The 16,349-nt window shown below is 63.6% G+C and carries 13 protein-coding genes; 5 read left to right on the forward strand and 8 right to left on the reverse strand.

Annotation, left to right across the window (positions count from 1 at the left end):
- The gene (locus V6F88_RS14325) at positions 1-324 is read left to right on the forward strand and encodes an NAD(P) transhydrogenase subunit alpha (protein WP_332610320.1); all 324 of its coding nucleotides are present in this window, start codon (positions 1-3) and stop codon (positions 322-324) included.
- Positions 321-1,760: an NAD(P)(+) transhydrogenase (Re/Si-specific) subunit beta gene (locus V6F88_RS14330; RefSeq protein ID WP_046805532.1), complete on the forward strand. Its 1,440-nt coding sequence runs from the start codon at positions 321-323 to the stop codon at positions 1,758-1,760. Before V6F88_RS14325 ends, V6F88_RS14330 begins: the two co-directional genes overlap by 4 nt.
- Before the next feature lie 82 nt (positions 1,761-1,842).
- Here V6F88_RS14330 and glcF read toward each other — a convergent pair whose 3' ends face one another.
- The 6 genes from glcF to tldD all read right to left on the reverse strand — a co-directional run bounded on the left by glcF (position 1,843) and on the right by tldD (position 10,222).
- Positions 1,843-3,075: a glycolate oxidase subunit GlcF gene (gene glcF / locus V6F88_RS14335; RefSeq protein WP_332610321.1), complete on the reverse strand. Its 1,233-nt coding sequence runs from the start codon at positions 3,073-3,075 to the stop codon at positions 1,843-1,845.
- A 3-nt stretch (positions 3,076-3,078) separates the two neighbouring features.
- A complete protein-coding gene (gene glcE, locus V6F88_RS14340; protein WP_332610322.1) occupies positions 3,079-4,185 on the reverse strand; it encodes a glycolate oxidase subunit GlcE in 1,107 nt (368 codons plus the stop codon).
- A 12-nt stretch (positions 4,186-4,197) separates the two neighbouring features.
- Positions 4,198-5,697 carry an FAD-linked oxidase C-terminal domain-containing protein gene (locus V6F88_RS14345; RefSeq protein ID WP_332610323.1) on the reverse strand — a complete coding sequence of 500 codons (1,500 nt, stop codon included), beginning with the start codon at positions 5,695-5,697 and terminating at the stop codon, positions 4,198-4,200.
- Between the two features lie 172 nt (positions 5,698-5,869).
- Positions 5,870-7,279: an FAD-binding oxidoreductase gene (locus V6F88_RS14350; RefSeq protein ID WP_332610325.1), complete on the reverse strand. Its 1,410-nt coding sequence runs from the start codon at positions 7,277-7,279 to the stop codon at positions 5,870-5,872.
- A gap of 130 nt (positions 7,280-7,409) precedes the next feature.
- Positions 7,410-8,483: a 3-deoxy-7-phosphoheptulonate synthase AroG gene (gene aroG, locus V6F88_RS14355; RefSeq protein WP_046805537.1), complete on the reverse strand. Its 1,074-nt coding sequence runs from the start codon at positions 8,481-8,483 to the stop codon at positions 7,410-7,412.
- 278 nt (positions 8,484-8,761) lie between these two features.
- Complete coding sequence (gene tldD / locus V6F88_RS14360; protein ID WP_006218381.1) at positions 8,762-10,222, reverse strand: metalloprotease TldD; 1,461 nt, start codon at positions 10,220-10,222, stop codon at positions 8,762-8,764.
- Between the two features lie 812 nt (positions 10,223-11,034).
- On the opposite strand from tldD, the gene V6F88_RS14365 reads away from it, so the two are divergent.
- Complete coding sequence (locus V6F88_RS14365; protein WP_104143230.1) at positions 11,035-11,418, forward strand: H-NS histone family protein; 384 nt, start codon at positions 11,035-11,037, stop codon at positions 11,416-11,418.
- Between the two features lie 87 nt (positions 11,419-11,505).
- On the opposite strand, the gene V6F88_RS14370 is transcribed toward V6F88_RS14365, so the two are convergent.
- Positions 11,506-12,153, reverse strand: a complete 648-nt coding sequence (locus V6F88_RS14370) for a DUF4136 domain-containing protein (RefSeq protein ID WP_332610854.1) — start codon at positions 12,151-12,153, stop codon at positions 11,506-11,508.
- A gap of 150 nt (positions 12,154-12,303) precedes the next feature.
- On the opposite strand from V6F88_RS14370, the gene pepN reads away from it, so the two are divergent.
- Together pepN and V6F88_RS14380 are read left to right on the forward strand one after the other, a co-directional pair.
- Positions 12,304-15,009, forward strand: coding sequence for an aminopeptidase N (gene pepN, locus V6F88_RS14375; protein ID WP_332610328.1), 2,706 nt, complete (start codon positions 12,304-12,306; stop codon positions 15,007-15,009).
- A 10-nt stretch (positions 15,010-15,019) separates the two neighbouring features.
- The gene (locus V6F88_RS14380) at positions 15,020-16,039 is read left to right on the forward strand and encodes a class 1 fructose-bisphosphatase (RefSeq protein ID WP_332610329.1); all 1,020 of its coding nucleotides are present in this window, start codon (positions 15,020-15,022) and stop codon (positions 16,037-16,039) included.
- Positions 16,040-16,127: 88 nt separating this feature from the next.
- On the opposite strand, the gene V6F88_RS14385 is transcribed toward V6F88_RS14380, so the two are convergent.
- Positions 16,128-16,349 (reverse strand): YgdI/YgdR family lipoprotein, encoded by a 222-nt coding sequence (locus tag V6F88_RS14385; protein ID WP_046805542.1) that lies wholly within the window; start codon positions 16,347-16,349, stop codon positions 16,128-16,130.

Here is a 16,349-nt window from a genome sequence, read left to right on the forward strand (position 1 = left end):
ATGGAAGCGATCAACCCCACCCTGATGAACCTCATCATCTTCGTGCTGGCCATCTATGTCGGCTACCACGTTGTCTGGAACGTCACGCCCGCCTTGCACACGCCGTTGATGGCGGTCACCAACGCCATCTCCGCCATCATCATCGTGGGCGCCATGCTGGCGGCCGCGCTGACCGAAGGCGGCCTGGCGCGCGGCATGGGCGTGTTCGCCGTGGCGCTGGCGGCCGTGAACGTCTTCGGCGGCTTTCTGGTCACTCGGCGCATGCTGGAAATGTTCAAGAAAAAGGATCGCAAGCCGGGGCCGGGCAAGGAGCAAGCGAAATGATCTCGCTCAACCTCGTCACCCTGCTCTACCTGATTGCCTCGGTCTGCTTCATCCAGGCGCTCAAGGGGCTGTCGCACCCGACCACGTCCCGGCTGGGCAACGCCTTCGGCATGGCCGGCATGGCCATCGCCGTGCTGACCACGGCGGCGCTCATCATCGGGCTGGCGCGCGAAGGCACCGCCACCATCGGCCTGGGCTGGGTCCTGCTGGGCTTGCTGGTGGGCGGTTCCATCGGCACCTTGATGGCCCGCCGCGTCGAGATGACGAAGATGCCCGAACTGGTCGCCTTCATGCACAGCATGATCGGCCTGGCCGCGGTCGCCATCGCGGTTGCCGTCGTTGCCGAGCCGCACGCCTTCGGCATCGTTCCGGCCGGCATGCTGATTCCCACCGGCAACCGCTTCGAGCTTTTCATCGGCACATTCGTGGGCGCCATCACGTTCTCGGGCTCGGTCATCGCGTTCGGCAAGCTGTCGGGCAAGTACAAGTTCCGGCTGTTCCAGGGCGCGCCCGTCGTGTTCCCCGGCCAGCACATGCTGAACCTGGCGCTGGCATTGGTGATGCTGGGCTGCGGCCTGTGGTTCATGCTGACCCAGGAATGGACGCCCTTCATCATCATGACGCTGGTGGCCTTCGTGCTGGGCGTGCTGATCATCATCCCGATCGGCGGCGCGGACATGCCGGTGGTGGTGTCGATGCTGAACAGCTATTCGGGTTGGGCCGCAGCCGGCATCGGCTTTTCGCTGAATAACCCCATGCTGATCATTGCCGGCTCGCTGGTCGGGTCGTCCGGCGCCATCCTGTCCTACATCATGTGCAAGGCGATGAACCGGTCGTTCTTCAACGTGATTTTGGGCGGCTTCGGCGGCCAGGCCGGCAGCGCCGCCGATGCGGGCGCGGCACAGCAGCGCAGCGTCAAGTCGGGCAGCGCGGACGATGCGGCATTCCTGATGACCAACGCCGAAAGCGTGACCATCGTGCCCGGCTACGGCCTGGCGGTGGCGCGCGCGCAGCACGCGCTGAAAGAACTGGCGACCAAGCTGACCGAACGCGGCGTGACGGTGAAGTACGCCATCCACCCCGTGGCGGGCCGCATGCCCGGCCACATGAACGTGCTGTTGGCCGAAGCCGAAGTGCCCTACGACCAGGTCTTCGAAATGGACGACATCAACAGCGAGTTCGCGCAGACCGACGTCGTGCTGGTGCTGGGCGCGAACGACGTGGTCAATCCGGCAGCCAAGAACGACCCGAAGTCTCCCATCGCGGGCATGCCGATCCTGGAAGCCTACAAGGCGCGCACCGTCATCGTGAACAAGCGTTCCATGGCGTCCGGCTACGCCGGGCTGGACAACGAGTTGTTCTACATGGATCGCACGATGATGGTGTTTGGCGATGCCAAGAAGGTGCTTGAGGATATGGTGAAGGCGGTGGAATAAACCGCCCGGTGCAACGAACGCCTGGCGACGGGCGTTCGTTGCGCGCCGTCGTCCGCGCTTGCGGCCGGCGCCTTTCGCCGCCCTACGCCGCCGCCTGGCGCAATTGATCGTCCACCACTTCCACCCAATGCCGCACCGGCGTGTCGGTGCCGCTTTGCAGATGGCCGATGCAGCCGATGTTGGCCGACAGGATCACATCGGGCCCGCCTGCGGCAATAGCCGTCAGTTTGCGGTCGCGCAGCTGCAATGCGATATCCGGATGCAGCACGGAATAAGCCCCCGCCGATCCGCAGCACAGATGCTTGTCGGCAAACGGCTGCAAATCGAAACCCAGATCCGCCAGCAACTGCTCGGATAGCGGTCGCAAGCCCTGCCAGTGCTGCAAGGTGCAGGGCGGGTGATACGCGGCCCGCGTGCCGCCGGGTAAACGCGCCCGCAGCTGCGCGGCATGCGGGGCGACAATTTCGGCCACGTCCTTGACGCGCGCAACGATGTCCGCGGCCTTCTGCGCGTACGCGGGATCGTGCTTTAAGTGATGCGCATATTCCTTGACCATGGCGCCGCAGCCGGATGCGTTCATGACGATGGCCTCGATCGTCCCGTCCTGTATCAGCGGCCACCATGCGTCCACATTGGCGCGCATCTGCGCCAACGCGGCGTCCTGCGCATCCAGATGGAAACTGACCGCGCCACAACACCCCGCGCCCGGCGCCAGCCGCGCGCCAATGCCCACGGCATCCAGCACGCGGATGGTGGCCGCGTCGATGGTAGGCATCATGGCCGGCTGCACGCAGCCGGTCAGCATCAGCACCTGGCGCGCATGCCCTGACACAACGGGCAAGGCGCCCGGGTCACGGCGCTCGGGCACCTTGCGCTTGAGCGCCTCGGGCAGCAGGGCGCGCATGGCCTGCCCCGCCTTCATCGCGGGCGCGAACATCGGCGACAACATGGCGCGACGCAACAGGTTGCGCTTGGTCTTGTCGGCCCACGAACGCGGCACGCGCTCGTCCACGATCTTGCGCCCGATATCGATCAGGTGACCATACTGAACGCCCGACGGGCATGTGGTTTCGCAATTGCGGCAGGTCAGGCAACGGTCCAGATGCTGTTGCGTGGACTGCGTGGGCTCGGCGCCTTCCAGCACCTGCTTGATCAGATAGATGCGCCCGCGCGGGCTGTCCAGTTCGTCGCCCAGCACTTGATACGTGGGACAGGTGGCGGTGCAGAAACCGCAATGCACGCAACGCCGCAAGATGGCGTCGGCTTCGTTGCCCAGGTCGGTATCGCGGGCCCAGGATGCCAGGTTGGTTTGCATGCGCTATAGCTCCAGAACCAGGCGGCCGGGGTTGAACAGGCTGGCCGGATCAAGCTCCTGCTTGAGCCGACGCGTGATCGCCGCGACGCCGGGCGCCAGCGGATGAAATACCCCGTCGAGCGGTGGCTTGCCGTTGCCGGGGCGGAACAAGGTGGCATGCCCGCCCAGCCGCGCGGCGACTTCGCGCAGTTCGGTGGCGTCACGTTGGCCGGACAGCCAGCGCTGGCCGCCCCCCCATTCGATCAGCGTGGGCCCCAGGCCCAATGCCGCGGCGGTGGGCGGCAGCGCAAGACGCCACAAAGGCCGGCCGGGGTGAAAAAATGGGTGCGTCTGCTCGCGCAACGAGCGCCACCACACCAAGGCGGCATCCGGCAGCAGCGGGTCTCCGCCGATGACGTGGCGTGCGCTGGCCAGCGCCGGCGGCGCGCCTGACAGCCGCACGTGCATGAGCCCTTCGCCCCCGTCATCATCGCCCGTCCAGCTGGTGGCGGAAATGGGCAACGGCTTGCCGCGCCACAGCGCAAAACTTGCCAGCGCCTGCGCCTGCGTGGCGGGCAGCACCAGCGTCAGCTCTTCCATGGGGCGCGGCACCACCTTCATCGACACATCAAGAATCGCGCCGAAGACGCCGTGCGACCCCGCCAACAAGCGCGACACGTCGTACCCCGCCACGTTCTTCATGACTTCGCCGCCGAACGACAGCATGCGCCCTTCCGAGTCCAGCAGCCGCGTGCCCAGGACAAAGTCGCGCAATGCGCCGGCGCTCATGCGGCGGGGGCCAGACAGGCCCGCCGCCACGCAGCCGCCCACGGTCGCCGATTCCGCGAAGTGCGGCGGTTCAAACGCCAGCATCTGCCCGTTCTCGGCCAACACCGCTTCAAGCTCGGCCAAGGGCGTACCGGCGCGCACCGTCACCACCAGCTCGGATGGGTGATAGCTGACGATGCCGCGATACGGCGTCATGTCGAGCAGGCAGTGGCCGTCTTGCGGCGTGACCGGCCGATAGTTGCCGTAGAACGCCTTGCTGCCACCACCCATGACAAACAGCGGCTTGTGGCCGGCACGAGCCGTCATGACCTGGTCGCACAATTCCGACAGGACAAAATCCATAGGGGATGCGTCCTAGAAACGGGCGAGATCGGGGAAACGCAACTCGCCCGCATGGACGTGCATCTTGCCGTATTCGGCGCAGCGGGCCAGCGTGGGAATGACTTTTTCAGGATTCAGCAGGCACGGCGGGTCGAACGCCCGCTTGACCGCCAGGAACGCGTCGAGTTCTTCGCGAGAGAATTGCACGCACATTTGATTTATTTTCTCCATACCCACACCGTGCTCTCCGGTCACGGTGCCTCCTACCTGCACGCACAGCTCAAGAATCGCGGCGCCGAATTTCTCGGCGCGCTCGACCTCGTCCGGCTTGTTCGAATCGAACAGAATCAACGGATGCAAATTGCCGTCTCCCGCATGGAAAACGTTGGCGCATCGCAAGCCGAATTCGTCTTCCATCTGCTCGATGGCGCCCAACACGCGCGCCAGGTGCCGACGCGGAATCGTGCCGTCCATGCAGTAATAATCAGGCGACACGCGGCCAGCCGCCGGGAACGCGTTCTTGCGTCCCGCCCAGAATTTCAGGCGCTCGGCTTCCGACGTGGACACTTGGCAACGCGTTGCGCCGGCATCGCGAAACACCGCTTCCATCCGCGCGATTTCGTGCGCCACCTCGTCAGGGGTGCCGTCCGATTCGCACAGCAGGATGGCCTGCGCGTCCAGGTCATAGCCGGCGCGCACAAAGGGTTCGACCATATGCGTGGCGCGCCGATCCATCATTTCAAGCCCAGCAGGAATCATGCCCGCCGCGATGATCTGCGTGACGGCGTTGCCCGCCGCCTCGACGCTGGAAAAGCTGGCCATCACCACCTGCGCGCAAGCGGGCTTGGGGATCAGCTTGACGGTCACTTCAGTGACCACGCCCAGCATGCCTTCCGATCCAATGAAGATGGACAGCAGGTCCAGCCCCGGCGCGTCGGGCGCCTCGGAGCCCAGCTCGACGATGTCGCCGTCAATGGTGACGACCCGCACGCGCAGCACGTTGTGCACGGTCAGGCCGTACTTCAGGCAATGCACGCCGCCGGAATTCTCGGCTACGTTGCCGCCGATGGAGCAGGCGATCTGGCTGGACGGATCGGGCGCGTAATAAAGGCCATAGGGCGAGGCCGCTTCGGAAATGGCCAGGTTGCGCACGCCGGGCTGCACGATGGCGGTGGCGCTGGCCAGGTCGATATGCTTGATGCGATTGAATTTGGACAAGCCAAGCAGCACGCCCTGGCTATGCGGCATGGCGCCGCCCGACAAGCCGGTGCCTGCGCCACGCGCCACCAGCGGCGCATTCAGCCGCTTGCAGATCCGCATGACGGCTTGCACTTGTTCTTCGGTTTCAGGCAGGGCCACCACGGCCGGCAGCGCGCGATACAACGACAGGCCGTCGCACTCGTAGGGACGGGTATCTTCTTCGCGGAACAATACGCAGTGCGCGGGCAACGCGGCCGACAACGCCTCGATGAGCTGCTGCAACGAATAAGGCGCCTGCACTTGTGCCAGGCCGGTTTCGACCAGTGAATTCATGAGCGCAACAATAGCGCGAGCGCACTATGAAAACAGGCCGGGATTTACCCGCATCCATGGGATGAATGCCGTGCCCGACTCGTAACCAGCAGTAATTGTGCGCTGTGCACGCGCAAAAAAGCCGACGGCAATACCGTCGGCTTCAGCGAAGGCAAGTGGCCCGCTTGACGTCTTACCAGGAGACGATCTTGCCCGGGTTCAGGATGTTGTTCGGATCAAAAGCGTGCTTCAGGCTACGCATCAGATCCAGCGCATCGTCGCCGTGCTCTTCCGCCATGAACTGCATTTTGTGCAGGCCCACGCCGTGTTCGCCGGTGCAGGTGCCGTCCGCCGCAATCGCGCGGCGAACCAGGTTGTGGTTGATGGTTTCCGACTCTTCCCATTCCTTCGGGTTGTCGGCGTCCAGCAGCATCAGTACGTGGAAATTGCCGTCGCCCACGTGGCCAACGATGGTGTACGGGAAGCTGGCGCGTTCCAGTTCTTCGACGGTGTCGCGCACGCAATCGGCCAAGCGCGAAATCGGTACGCACACGTCGGTGGTGCTGGCGCGGCAACCGGGGCGTAATTGCAGGCCCGCGAAATAGGCATTGTGGCGTGCCGTCCACAAGCGGCTGCGGTCTTCGGGGCGTTCGGCCCATTCGAAATCCATGCCGCCATGTTCGGCGGTAATTGCCTGCACGGTTTCGGCCTGTTCCTGCACGCCGGCCGGGCTGCCATGGAATTCAAACACCAGCAGCGGCGTTTCCCGCAGGCTCAGCTTGCTGTATTGGTTGACGGACCGCACGCTGGCGGCGTCCATGAATTCCACGCGCGCGATCGGCACACCCATCTGGATGATTTCGATCACGCTTTGCACGGCGTCGTCCAGCGTGGGGAAGTTGCAGACCGCCGCCGACACGGCTTCGGGCTGCGGGTACAGCCGCACGGTGACTTCGGTAATGATGCCCAGCGTGCCTTCGCTACCGACGAAGACGCGCGTCAGGTCATAGCCCGCCGACGATTTGCGCGCGCGGCCCGCGGTGCGGATGATGCGGCCGTCGGCCGTCACCACCGTCAACGACATGACGTTTTCGCGCATGGTGCCGTAGCGCACGGCGTTGGTGCCGGATGCCCGCGTGGCGGCCATGCCGCCCAGGCTGGCGTCCGCGCCCGGGTCGATCGGGAAGAACAGGCCGGTGCTGCGAATTTCTTCGTTCAATTGCTTGCGCAGAACGCCGGCCTGCACCGTGGCGGTCAGGTCTTCGGCGTTGATCGCCAACACCTTGTTCATCTGCGACAGGTCCAGGCTGATGCCGCCCTGGATCGCCAGGATGTGGCCTTCCAGCGACGAACCGGCGCCATACGGAATCAACGGAACACGATGTTCATTGCACAGCTTTGCCACCGCGGCCACGTCTTCCGTGCTGTGCGCAAAGACCACGGCGTCGGGCAGCATGGCGGGATACGGGGACTCGTCGCGGCCATGATGCTCGCACACGGCCGAGGATTCAGACAGGCGGTCGCCAAAGCGCGCGCGCAAGGCGTCCAGACAGGCGGCCGGCACCGGACGGCGCAACGTTTCAGCGTGCAAGGGAGCATTCATGATCAGCGTGTTCTCTTGGAATTCGCGGCGGGCGCGGGTTCGTTAATCCGAATATTCTACGCCGCCACGCATGCTGCGCCGCAAACCGCCCCAGGAAGACGGCTTGCGACACGCCGGCGTGACGGGCCGCTTACTTGCCGGAGGTCAGCGCCACGCGGCGGCGTTCGCGCACGGCATGGGCCAGGCGTTCCAGCACGGCAACGGACGCGTCCCAATCGATGCAGCCGTCGGTAATGCTCTGGCCGTATACCAGGGGCTTGCCCGGGACCATGTCCTGACGGCCGCCCAACAGGTGGCTTTCCACCATGACGCCGATCAGCCGGGCGTCGCCCGCTTCCATCTGGCGCGCCACGTCGTCGATCACGCGGGGTTGGTTTTCGGGGTCCTTGCTGCTGTTCGCGTGGCTGGCGTCCACCATGATGCGCTGGGCCAAGCCGGCCTTGGACACGTCCTGGCAGGCGGCGTCCACGCTGGCCGCGTCGTAGTTCGGCGTTTTGCCGCCGCGCAGGATGACGTGGCAGTCCTCGTTGCCGGCGGTGGACACGATCGCCGAATGGCCGCCCTTGGTCACCGAAAGGAAATGGTGCGGCTGCGACGCGGCCTTGATCGCGTCGACCGCGATCTTCACATTGCCGTCCGTGCCGTTCTTGAACCCCACCGGACACGACAACCCGGATGCCAGTTCGCGGTGCACCTGGCTTTCCGTCGTGCGTGCCCCGATCGCCCCCCAGGAGACCAGATCCGCGATGTACTGCGGCGTAATCATGTCCAGGAACTCGCAGCCGGCCGGCAAGCCCAGGCTGTTGATATCCAGCAGCAGTTCCCGCGCCACGCGCACGCCCTTGTTGATGTCGAAGCTGCCGTCCAGGTCCGGATCGTTGATCAGGCCTTTCCAGCCCACCGTGGTACGCGGCTTTTCGAAATACACGCGCATCACGATTTCCAGATCGGCGCTGAGGCGGTCACGCACCGGCTTCAAACGCTTCGCATATTCGATGGCGGCGCGCGTGTCGTGAATCGAGCAGGGGCCGATCACGACGATCATGCGGTCGTCCATGCCGTGCAGGATGCGGTGCATGCCCTGGCGTGCGGCGAACACGGTGTCGCCCGCCTCTTTGGTGCATGCAAACTCGCGCATCACGTGCGCGGGCGGATTCAGTTCCTTGATTTCTCGGATGCGAAGGTCGTCGGTATTGTGTGACACGGTACTGCTCCTGGGTTGCCCGCCAACGGGTCCAAATCCGATCGGTGGTTTCCGATCCCGGCGGCACAAAAAAAGCCGCCAGTTCGCTGGCGGCTTTTTTGGGGGGATTCTTTCCAAACTTCAGATTGAGTGCGTCCCTTCCTCCGCCAGCGGCTTCAGAAAACCATAAAAATAAAAGGTAAAGGCGGGGGACGCGAATTTCATGGGAAACGACTCTAGCACAAAACATTCGGGCCGTCACATCGTTTTTTGACGACGGTGGCGGCCCGATTTGACGTTCAGGCGGTACCGCCGACGGTCAGCCCTTCCATGCGCACGGTCGGCATGCCCACGCCCACCGGTACGCTTTGGCCGTCCTTGCCGCAAGTGCCCACGCCGGAATCCAGCTGCAGATCGTTGCCGATCATCGTGACGCGGGTCATGGCGTCGGGGCCGTTGCCGATCAACGTGGCGCCCTTGACCGGGTAGGTCACCTTGCCGTCTTCGATCATGTAGGCCTCGGATGCCGAAAACACGAACTTGCCGCTGGTGATGTCGACCTGGCCGCCGCCGAAATTGACGGCGTACAGGCCGCGCTTGACCGACGACACGATTTCTTCGGCGGGCTTGTCGCCGGCCAGCATGTACGTGTTGGTCATGCGGGGCATCGGCAGATGCGCAAACGATTCGCGGCGGCCGTTGCCGGTGGCGGCGGTTTTCATCAGGCGCGCGTTCAGCGTGTCTTGCATGTAGCCGCGCAGAATGCCGTCTTCGATCAGCACATTGCGCTGCGTGGCATTGCCTTCATCGTCGATGTTGAGCGAACCGCGGCGGTCGGGCAGCGTGCCGTCGTCGACCACGGTGACGCCCTTGGACGCCACGCGCTCGCCGATGCGGCCGGAAAACACGCTGGAGCCCTTGCGGTTGAAATCGCCTTCCAGCCCGTGGCCCACGGCCTCGTGCAGCAGGATGCCGGGCCAGCCGGACCCCAGCACCACGGTCATCTCGCCGGCGGGCGCCGGGCGCGCCTCAAGGTTGACCATGGCTTCATGCACGGCGCGTTCGACGTAGCCTTGCAGCATTTCGTCGGTGAAGTAGGCCAGGCCCAAACGCCCACCGCCGCCGGCATGACCCATCTCGCGGCGGCCGTTGCGTTCGGCGATCACGGTCAGCGACAGGCGCACCAGCGGGCGCACGTCGGCGGCCAGACGGCCGTCGCTGCCCGCCACCAGCACCACGTCATATTCGGCGCCCAGCCCGGCCATCACCTGAATGACATGCGGGTCGCGTGCGCGCGCCATGCGCTCGATGCGTTCCAGCAGCGCCACCTTTTCCGGCGCGCTCAACGTGGCGACGGGGTCGATGTCGGCGTACAGGCTGCGACCCATCTCGGCTTCGACCTGGGCGGCTACCTTGACCTTGCCGGCTCCGCGGCGGGCAATGCCGCGCACAGCGTGAGCCGACGACAGCAACGCGTCGGCCGACAGGGAATCGGAATAGGCGAAGGCGGTTTTCTCGCCGCTGACGGCACGCACGCCGACGCCCTGGCTGATGGAAAAGCTGCCGGTCTTGACGATGCCCTCTTCCAGACTCCATCCCTCGCTGCGCGTGTACTGAAAGTACAGGTCGGCGTAATCGACCTTGTGGGTGAAGATCTCACCCAGGGCGCGCGCCATATCCGCTTCGGTCAGGCCCCAGGGGTCAAGCAAAAGCGATTTGGCGGTGGCAAGGGAAGCGATAGCGGGATCAGTGATTTTCATAGGCTCTATTCAGGGGGCATCGGCGCGGCACGGGCGCACGCGTTGCGTGGATGCACAAGACCGTATCGTACCGCTGACCGGCCCCCCTCGTCCCGACTTTGGCATGACGGCGGCGTCCGAGGAGGTGAAAGATTATTCACGCGTGAATAAATATGGGGTCATTGGATTAAGTATCAAGTTAAGCGAAACAACTAAATATTGTTTCACCACATAACAGTCCGGATTGCGCCGCCACCCGCGCGGGCCCGTGCCAACGCTCTTGGCATACAAGAATGAGAAATACCGCGGATTGGTCTGACAAGCGTTGATCAAAATGCCGAAACTCGACCCGGAAGACGCCCTAATTCCCCATATCAATCCGCTGATCCGGCAATGCCAAAATGCATAGCAGCCGCATTGCACGCGCACCGAGTGCCAATTCTGTCATCCACTATGGGTCGTAAATGGGGGTTGCGGGACACGCCTTTAAATCGGCAACAGCCGCGAGGATAAATCGGCGGGCCCCCGACACAAACCGCGATTCTTTCGCTAATTGAAACAAATGGCACCGGGAACAGGCCCCGTTTGCGGGATTCGTCCGCCTTGTGAACCAAATCCGCGCTTGTTTCAAATGGTCCTAAATTTGGGAATATCCTTCCCAAAAGTTGTTCCCGGCCAAAGCCCGCATACCGACAGGCCTTGCGGCTCTTTTGATACAAAGTAATTAGCTCGAAAATAGAGAAGTCAAGCCGCAATTTATGTATTATGCGAAGCACAACAATTAAACATTACTTCGCCGGCGATTAAAGCAGTTCCATAATCAGGAATAAACCATGGCCCGAGAAACATACGCAGCTCTGCAAGCAAAGATCGAGAAGGAAATCAACAAGCTTCAAAAGAAGGCGGAAGTCCTCCAAACGAAGCGTCGCAAGCCCGTGATCACGTCCATCATCACGTCCATGCGCGAATACGACATCACCCCGGAAGAAATCATTGCGGCATACGGTTCGGGCAAGCCCGCCCGCGTGGCGCCTGGTGGCCGCCGCAAGGCTGGCGCGGCTGCGCGTCCCGCCACAGCTGCCAAGCGTGCCGTTGCCCCGAAGTATCGTCACCCGCAAACGGGCGAAACCTGGAGCGGCCGTGGCAAAGCCCCGCGCTGGCTCGCCGCTGAAGAAGCCGGCGGCGCGACACGCGACAGCTTTCTTATCAAAGAATAAAACCTATTCTGTAGTAAGAAATAAATCGGCGCACCAATCTGGTGCGCCGATTTATTTTGAAATTCAGCGCCAAAGCGCCGTCAAGGCTTACTGAAGCGGGAACTGAATTTCGCGTTCCGCCCCATTATTGCCGGGGAAATTGTCGAATATCGCGCGTACCAGATAGGGCATGGTGCGCATGAAATCATCGCCCTGACTAAGTATGAAGGCCGTCGACCGGTAAACCTCGGCACCCCCACGTTGGGTGTCCCGAATCTTCAAGCTCAGTGTGTTGCGTTGCACCGCCATGGGCACATCCACCCATTCCGGCCCCCAGTACCCATAGGCGCCGCCCCAGGGACGAGGCCCGTAAAAGCCGCCATATCCGCCATAGCCATAGCCGCCATAGAAGTACGGATCGTAGGCCCGGCGCACCATTACCTGGGTCTGGCTGGTGCCATAGGTAAATGACACATCGAAGCGCCCCTTGGCGCCGGGCTGGGCTTCGACCAAACCGGTTGCGCCGATGCCGGCGCGCACCATGTCCTGATAGGACTGGTATTCCAGATTATTCAGTTGATTCGGGTCCGCGGCCACGAATTGGTAAGTCTGTCCTTCAACGCCGGCGGGCCATTGCTGGAACGAAGTCACTCGCGCGGAAACGGACGGCGCGGCACAACCGGCCAGTGCCAGCGTTGCCGCGACGGCCGTTAATCCTGCCCAACGGCCCACACTGAACAACGACTTTCGGAACATTTTGCGACTCCTGTTGCGCGCGACGGCGCCATCATACTGAGCTTTGACTATGCCCACGGCAAAAAGTTTGCCGTAGTCCGCACGCCCCAGACTGCGCGCCGCGCCCACCCACTACAATAGACCCCTCGTTCAAACCAGGACTGCAACTCCATGCGCACCGACACGCCCATTACCGTTTATCGCAAGGATTACCAGCCCTACCCCTACGACATTCCCGAAGTCGCTTTGGCCTTCGACCTGGCGCCGGACGCCACCGAAGTGCGCTGCACGATGCACGTGCAACGCAAGCCCGGCGCCAGCGCCGACGCCGCCTTGATCCTGGACGGAGAAGACCTGGAACTCGTGTCGGTAGCGGTCAACGGCGCCACACTGGACGCCGACGCCTATCACCTGTCCGAGCACAGCCTGGCCATTTACGGCCTGCCCGCCGACGCCACGGTCGACGTCGTCAGCCGCTGCAATCCTTCCGCCAACTCCACGCTGATGGGCCTGTATGTGTCCGGGGGCAATTTCTTCACGCAATGCGAGGCCGAGGGCTTTCGCCGCATCACCTGGTTTGCCGACCGCCCCGACGTGATGTCGCGCTACCGCGTGACGCTGCGCGCGCAACCGCAATACCCCGTGCTGCTGTCCAACGGCAACCTGATGGCATCGCGCCAGTTGCCCGACGGCCGCAACGAAGTCGAATGGGAAGACCCGTTCCCCAAGCCCTGCTACCTGTTTGCGCTGGTGGCCGGCAACCTGACGCACCGTGAAACCACCGTCAAGACGGCCAGTGGCCGCGACGTGCTGCTTCAGGTGTACAGCGACCCCGGCTCTGAAACCAAGACCGAATGGGCCCTGGATTCGCTGGTGCGCGCGCTGCGCTGGGATGAGACCCGCTTCGGCCTGGAATTGGATCTGGACCGCTTCATGATCGTCGCAGTCCATGACTTCAACATGGGCGCGATGGAAAACAAGGGCTTGAATATCTTCAACGCCGCCTACGTGCTGGCCGACGCCGACAGCGCCACCGACGCCAACTACGAAGGCATCGAATCCGTCATCGGCCATGAATACTTCCACAACTGGACGGGCAACCGCGTCACGTGCCGCGATTGGTTCCAGCTGAGCCTGAAAGAAGGGCTGACGGTTTTCCGTGACCAGGAATTCAGCGCCGACATGATGGCGCACGACATGGATGCCGCCGCCGCCACCAGCGCGCGCGCCGTCAAGCGTATCGATGACGTGGTAGCCCTGCGCGCCGCCCAGTTCCCGGAAGATGCCGGCCCCATGGCCCACCCCATCCGCCCCGAGAGCTACCAGGAAATCGGCAACTTCTATACGGCAACCGTGTACGAGAAAGGCGCCGAAGTCATCCGCATGCAGCACACGCTGCTGGGCGAAGAGGGTTTCCGCGCCGGCATGGACGAGTATTTTCGCCGCCACGACGGCCAGGCCGTCACCTGCGACGACTTTGTCGACGCCATGGAATCCGTCTATGTGCGCCAGCACCCGGGCCGCGACCTGTCGGTGTTCCGCCGCTGGTACCGTCAGGCCGGCACGCCGCGCGTGGCCGTCAAGCTTGAACACGATGCCGCCACCCGCCGCTGCACGGTCACGCTGACCCAGCAATGCCAGCCCGTGGGCGTCGAGAAAAAAGCCGGCGCCGACTACGTCAAGGCGCCGTACCACATCCCGTTTGCGATCGGCCTTCTGGACCAGGACGGTCACGCGCTGCCGCTGCGTCACGACGGCGCCACCCGCGACACCGCCCTGCTGGAACTGACCACGCCCACCCAGCAATGGGTGTTCGAAGATATCGCCGAGCGGCCCGTGCCGTCGTTGTTGCGCGATTTCTCGGCCCCCGTCATCGTCGACTACGACTGGACCGACGAAGAACTGGCGCTGCTGTCCGCGCATGACACCAACCCCTTTGCCCGCTGGGAAGCCGGCCAGGAACTGGCCACGCGCCAGATCCTTGCCTTGGCCGAAGCCCGCCAGGCCGGGCGCACGCTGCACGCGGACGCCGCATTCATCAACGCGTGGCGCGCACTGCTGACCGACCCGGCCCTGGACGCCGCCTATCGCGCACGCGCGCTGGCCCTGCCGTCCGAGAAGACGCTGGCCGAACGCATGCAGGCAGTGGACCCGCCCGCGCTGGCCGTGGCCCGGGACTTCCTGCGCGCCGAACTCGGCCGTCAACTGGCCACGGAATTGCGCCAGACGTTCGAACAGAACCAGACGCCGGGCGAATACAGCCCCGCGCCGGTGCCAGCCGGCAAGCGCGCCCTGAAGAATCTGGCCTTGAGCCATCTGCTGGCGGCCGGCGAACACGACGCCCAGCGTCTGGCCGAGCATCAGTACGAGCACGCCGGCAACATGACCGACAGCATGGCCGCGCTGTCCGCGCTGATCAATTACGGCCAGGGCGACTTCCCGCAGGAAGCGCTGGCGGCGTTCTATGACAAGTGGCGCGACAACCCGCTGGTAGTAGACAAGTGGTTTGCCTTGCAGGCGGCCGCGCGTTCGACCACGGTGCATACCGCCCGCGAACTCATGACGCACCCCGCCTTCACGTTGCGCAACCCCAACCGCGCCCGCGCGCTGATTTTCCAGTTCTGCCTGAACAATGCGCGCGGCATGCATCACCCGGATGGTTCCGGTTATGCGTTCTGGGCCGAGCAGGTGCTGGCGCTGGACGCTCTGAACCCCGAAGTCGCGGCCAGGCTGGCGCGCGCGCTGGACAACTGGTCGCGCTTCGTGCCGGCCCTGCGCACGCCCATGCAGGCCGCGCTGCAACAAGTGCGCGCCCATGCAGGGCTGTCGCGCAACGTGCAGGAAATCGTATCCAAGGCTTTAGAATTCGCAGCATAGGGAGACCCTCTTGAAACGTAAAACACTTACTCAATACCTGGTGGAGCAACAACGCTCTGCCCAAGCCCTGGCGCCGGAAGTCCGGCTGCTGATCGAAGTGGTCGCGCGCGCCTGCAAGGCGATTAGCCACGCCGTCAGCAAGGGCGCGCTGGGCGGCGTCCTGGGCAGCCTGGAAAGCGAAAACGTCCAAGGCGAAGTGCAGAAGAAGCTGGACGTCCTGTCCAACGAAATCCTGCTTGAAGCCAACGAATGGGGCGGCCACCTGGCGGCCATGGCCTCGGAAGAAATGGAGACCATCCATTTGATTCCGAATCGCTACCCCAAGGGCGAATACCTGCTGTTGTTCGATCCCCTGGATGGTTCGTCCAACATCGACGTCAACGTCTCCATCGGCACCATCTTCTCGGTGCTGCAAGCCCCGCACAACGTGTCGGGCGCTCCGGTCTGCGAAGACGATTTCCTGCAACCCGGCAACAAGCAGGTCGTGGCCGGTTATGCCGTCTATGGCCCGCAGACCATGCTGGTGCTGACCATCGGCAACGGCGTGGTCGGCTTCACGCTGGACCGCGAGATGGGCTCGTGGGTGCTCACGCACGAGAATATCCGCGTGCCGGAAGACACCAAGGAATTCGCCATCAACATGTCGAACAGCCGCCACTGGGCACCGCCCGTCAAGCGCTACGTCGACGATTGCCTGGCTGGCACCACGGGCCCCCTGGGCAAGGACTACAACATGCGCTGGATCGCCTCGATGGTGGCAGACGTGCATCGCATCCTGACCCGTGGCGGCATCTTCATGTACCCCTGGGATGCCCGCGAACCCGGCAAGGCCGGCAAGCTGCGCCTGATGTATGAAGCCAACCCGATGAGCTTCCTGGTCGAACAGGCCGGCGGCGCCGCGATCAACGGCGTCCAGCGCATCATGGACATCCAGCCGGACAAACTGCACCAGCGCGTCAGCGTGATCCTGGGCTCGAAGAACGAAGTGGAACGTGTGGGCCGCTACCACGCCGAAGAAGCGGCGAAGTAATGCCGCGCTGAAAAGCAAAACGCGGAAAGCAAAAAGCCCCTTGATTGCTCAAGGGGCTTTTTTTATTGCGCTCGGGGCGCAACGGCGGTCACTTGACCTCTTCGATGGACTTTACGTCGTCCTTGTTGATCTGGACTTTCTTGCCGTCCTTGTCGTATTCATACATGCCGGACTTTTTGTCGTAAGACGGCGAATCGGGCGTCACGGTCGAGCTACCGTCCCGTTGCTGAATGACCGAGGGCGACGAGCATCCGGCCAGCACCCCAACTCCGGTCACCACCAGGGCCAACGTCATGGTCTTCAGGTTCAT

This window comes from Achromobacter sp. ESBL13, assembly GCF_036668755.1.
Taxonomy (GTDB): Bacteria; Pseudomonadota; Gammaproteobacteria; order Burkholderiales; family Burkholderiaceae_B; genus Achromobacter.

Coding starts and splice junctions, on each gene's coding strand:
- V6F88_RS14330 (WP_046805532.1), top strand. CDS start 321: ATGATCTCGCTCAACCTCGTCACCCTGCTCTACCTGATTGCCTCGGTC.
- glcE (WP_332610322.1), bottom strand. CDS start 4,185: ATGGATTTTGTCCTGTCGGAATTGTGCGACCAGGTCATGACGGCTCGT.
- V6F88_RS14385 (WP_046805542.1), bottom strand. CDS start 16,349: ATGAACCTGAAGACCATGACGTTGGCCCTGGTGGTGACCGGAGTTGGG.
- V6F88_RS14325 (WP_332610320.1), top strand. CDS start 1: ATGGAAGCGATCAACCCCACCCTGATGAACCTCATCATCTTCGTGCTG.
- glcF (WP_332610321.1), bottom strand. CDS start 3,075: ATGCAAACCAACCTGGCATCCTGGGCCCGCGATACCGACCTGGGCAAC.
- V6F88_RS14370 (WP_332610854.1), bottom strand. CDS start 12,153: ATGTTCCGAAAGTCGTTGTTCAGTGTGGGCCGTTGGGCAGGATTAACG.
- V6F88_RS14345 (WP_332610323.1), bottom strand. CDS start 5,697: ATGAATTCACTGGTCGAAACCGGCCTGGCACAAGTGCAGGCGCCTTAT.
- V6F88_RS14365 (WP_104143230.1), top strand. CDS start 11,035: ATGGCCCGAGAAACATACGCAGCTCTGCAAGCAAAGATCGAGAAGGAA.
- pepN (WP_332610328.1), top strand. CDS start 12,304: ATGCGCACCGACACGCCCATTACCGTTTATCGCAAGGATTACCAGCCC.
- V6F88_RS14350 (WP_332610325.1), bottom strand. CDS start 7,279: ATGAATGCTCCCTTGCACGCTGAAACGTTGCGCCGTCCGGTGCCGGCC.
- tldD (WP_006218381.1), bottom strand. CDS start 10,222: ATGAAAATCACTGATCCCGCTATCGCTTCCCTTGCCACCGCCAAATCG.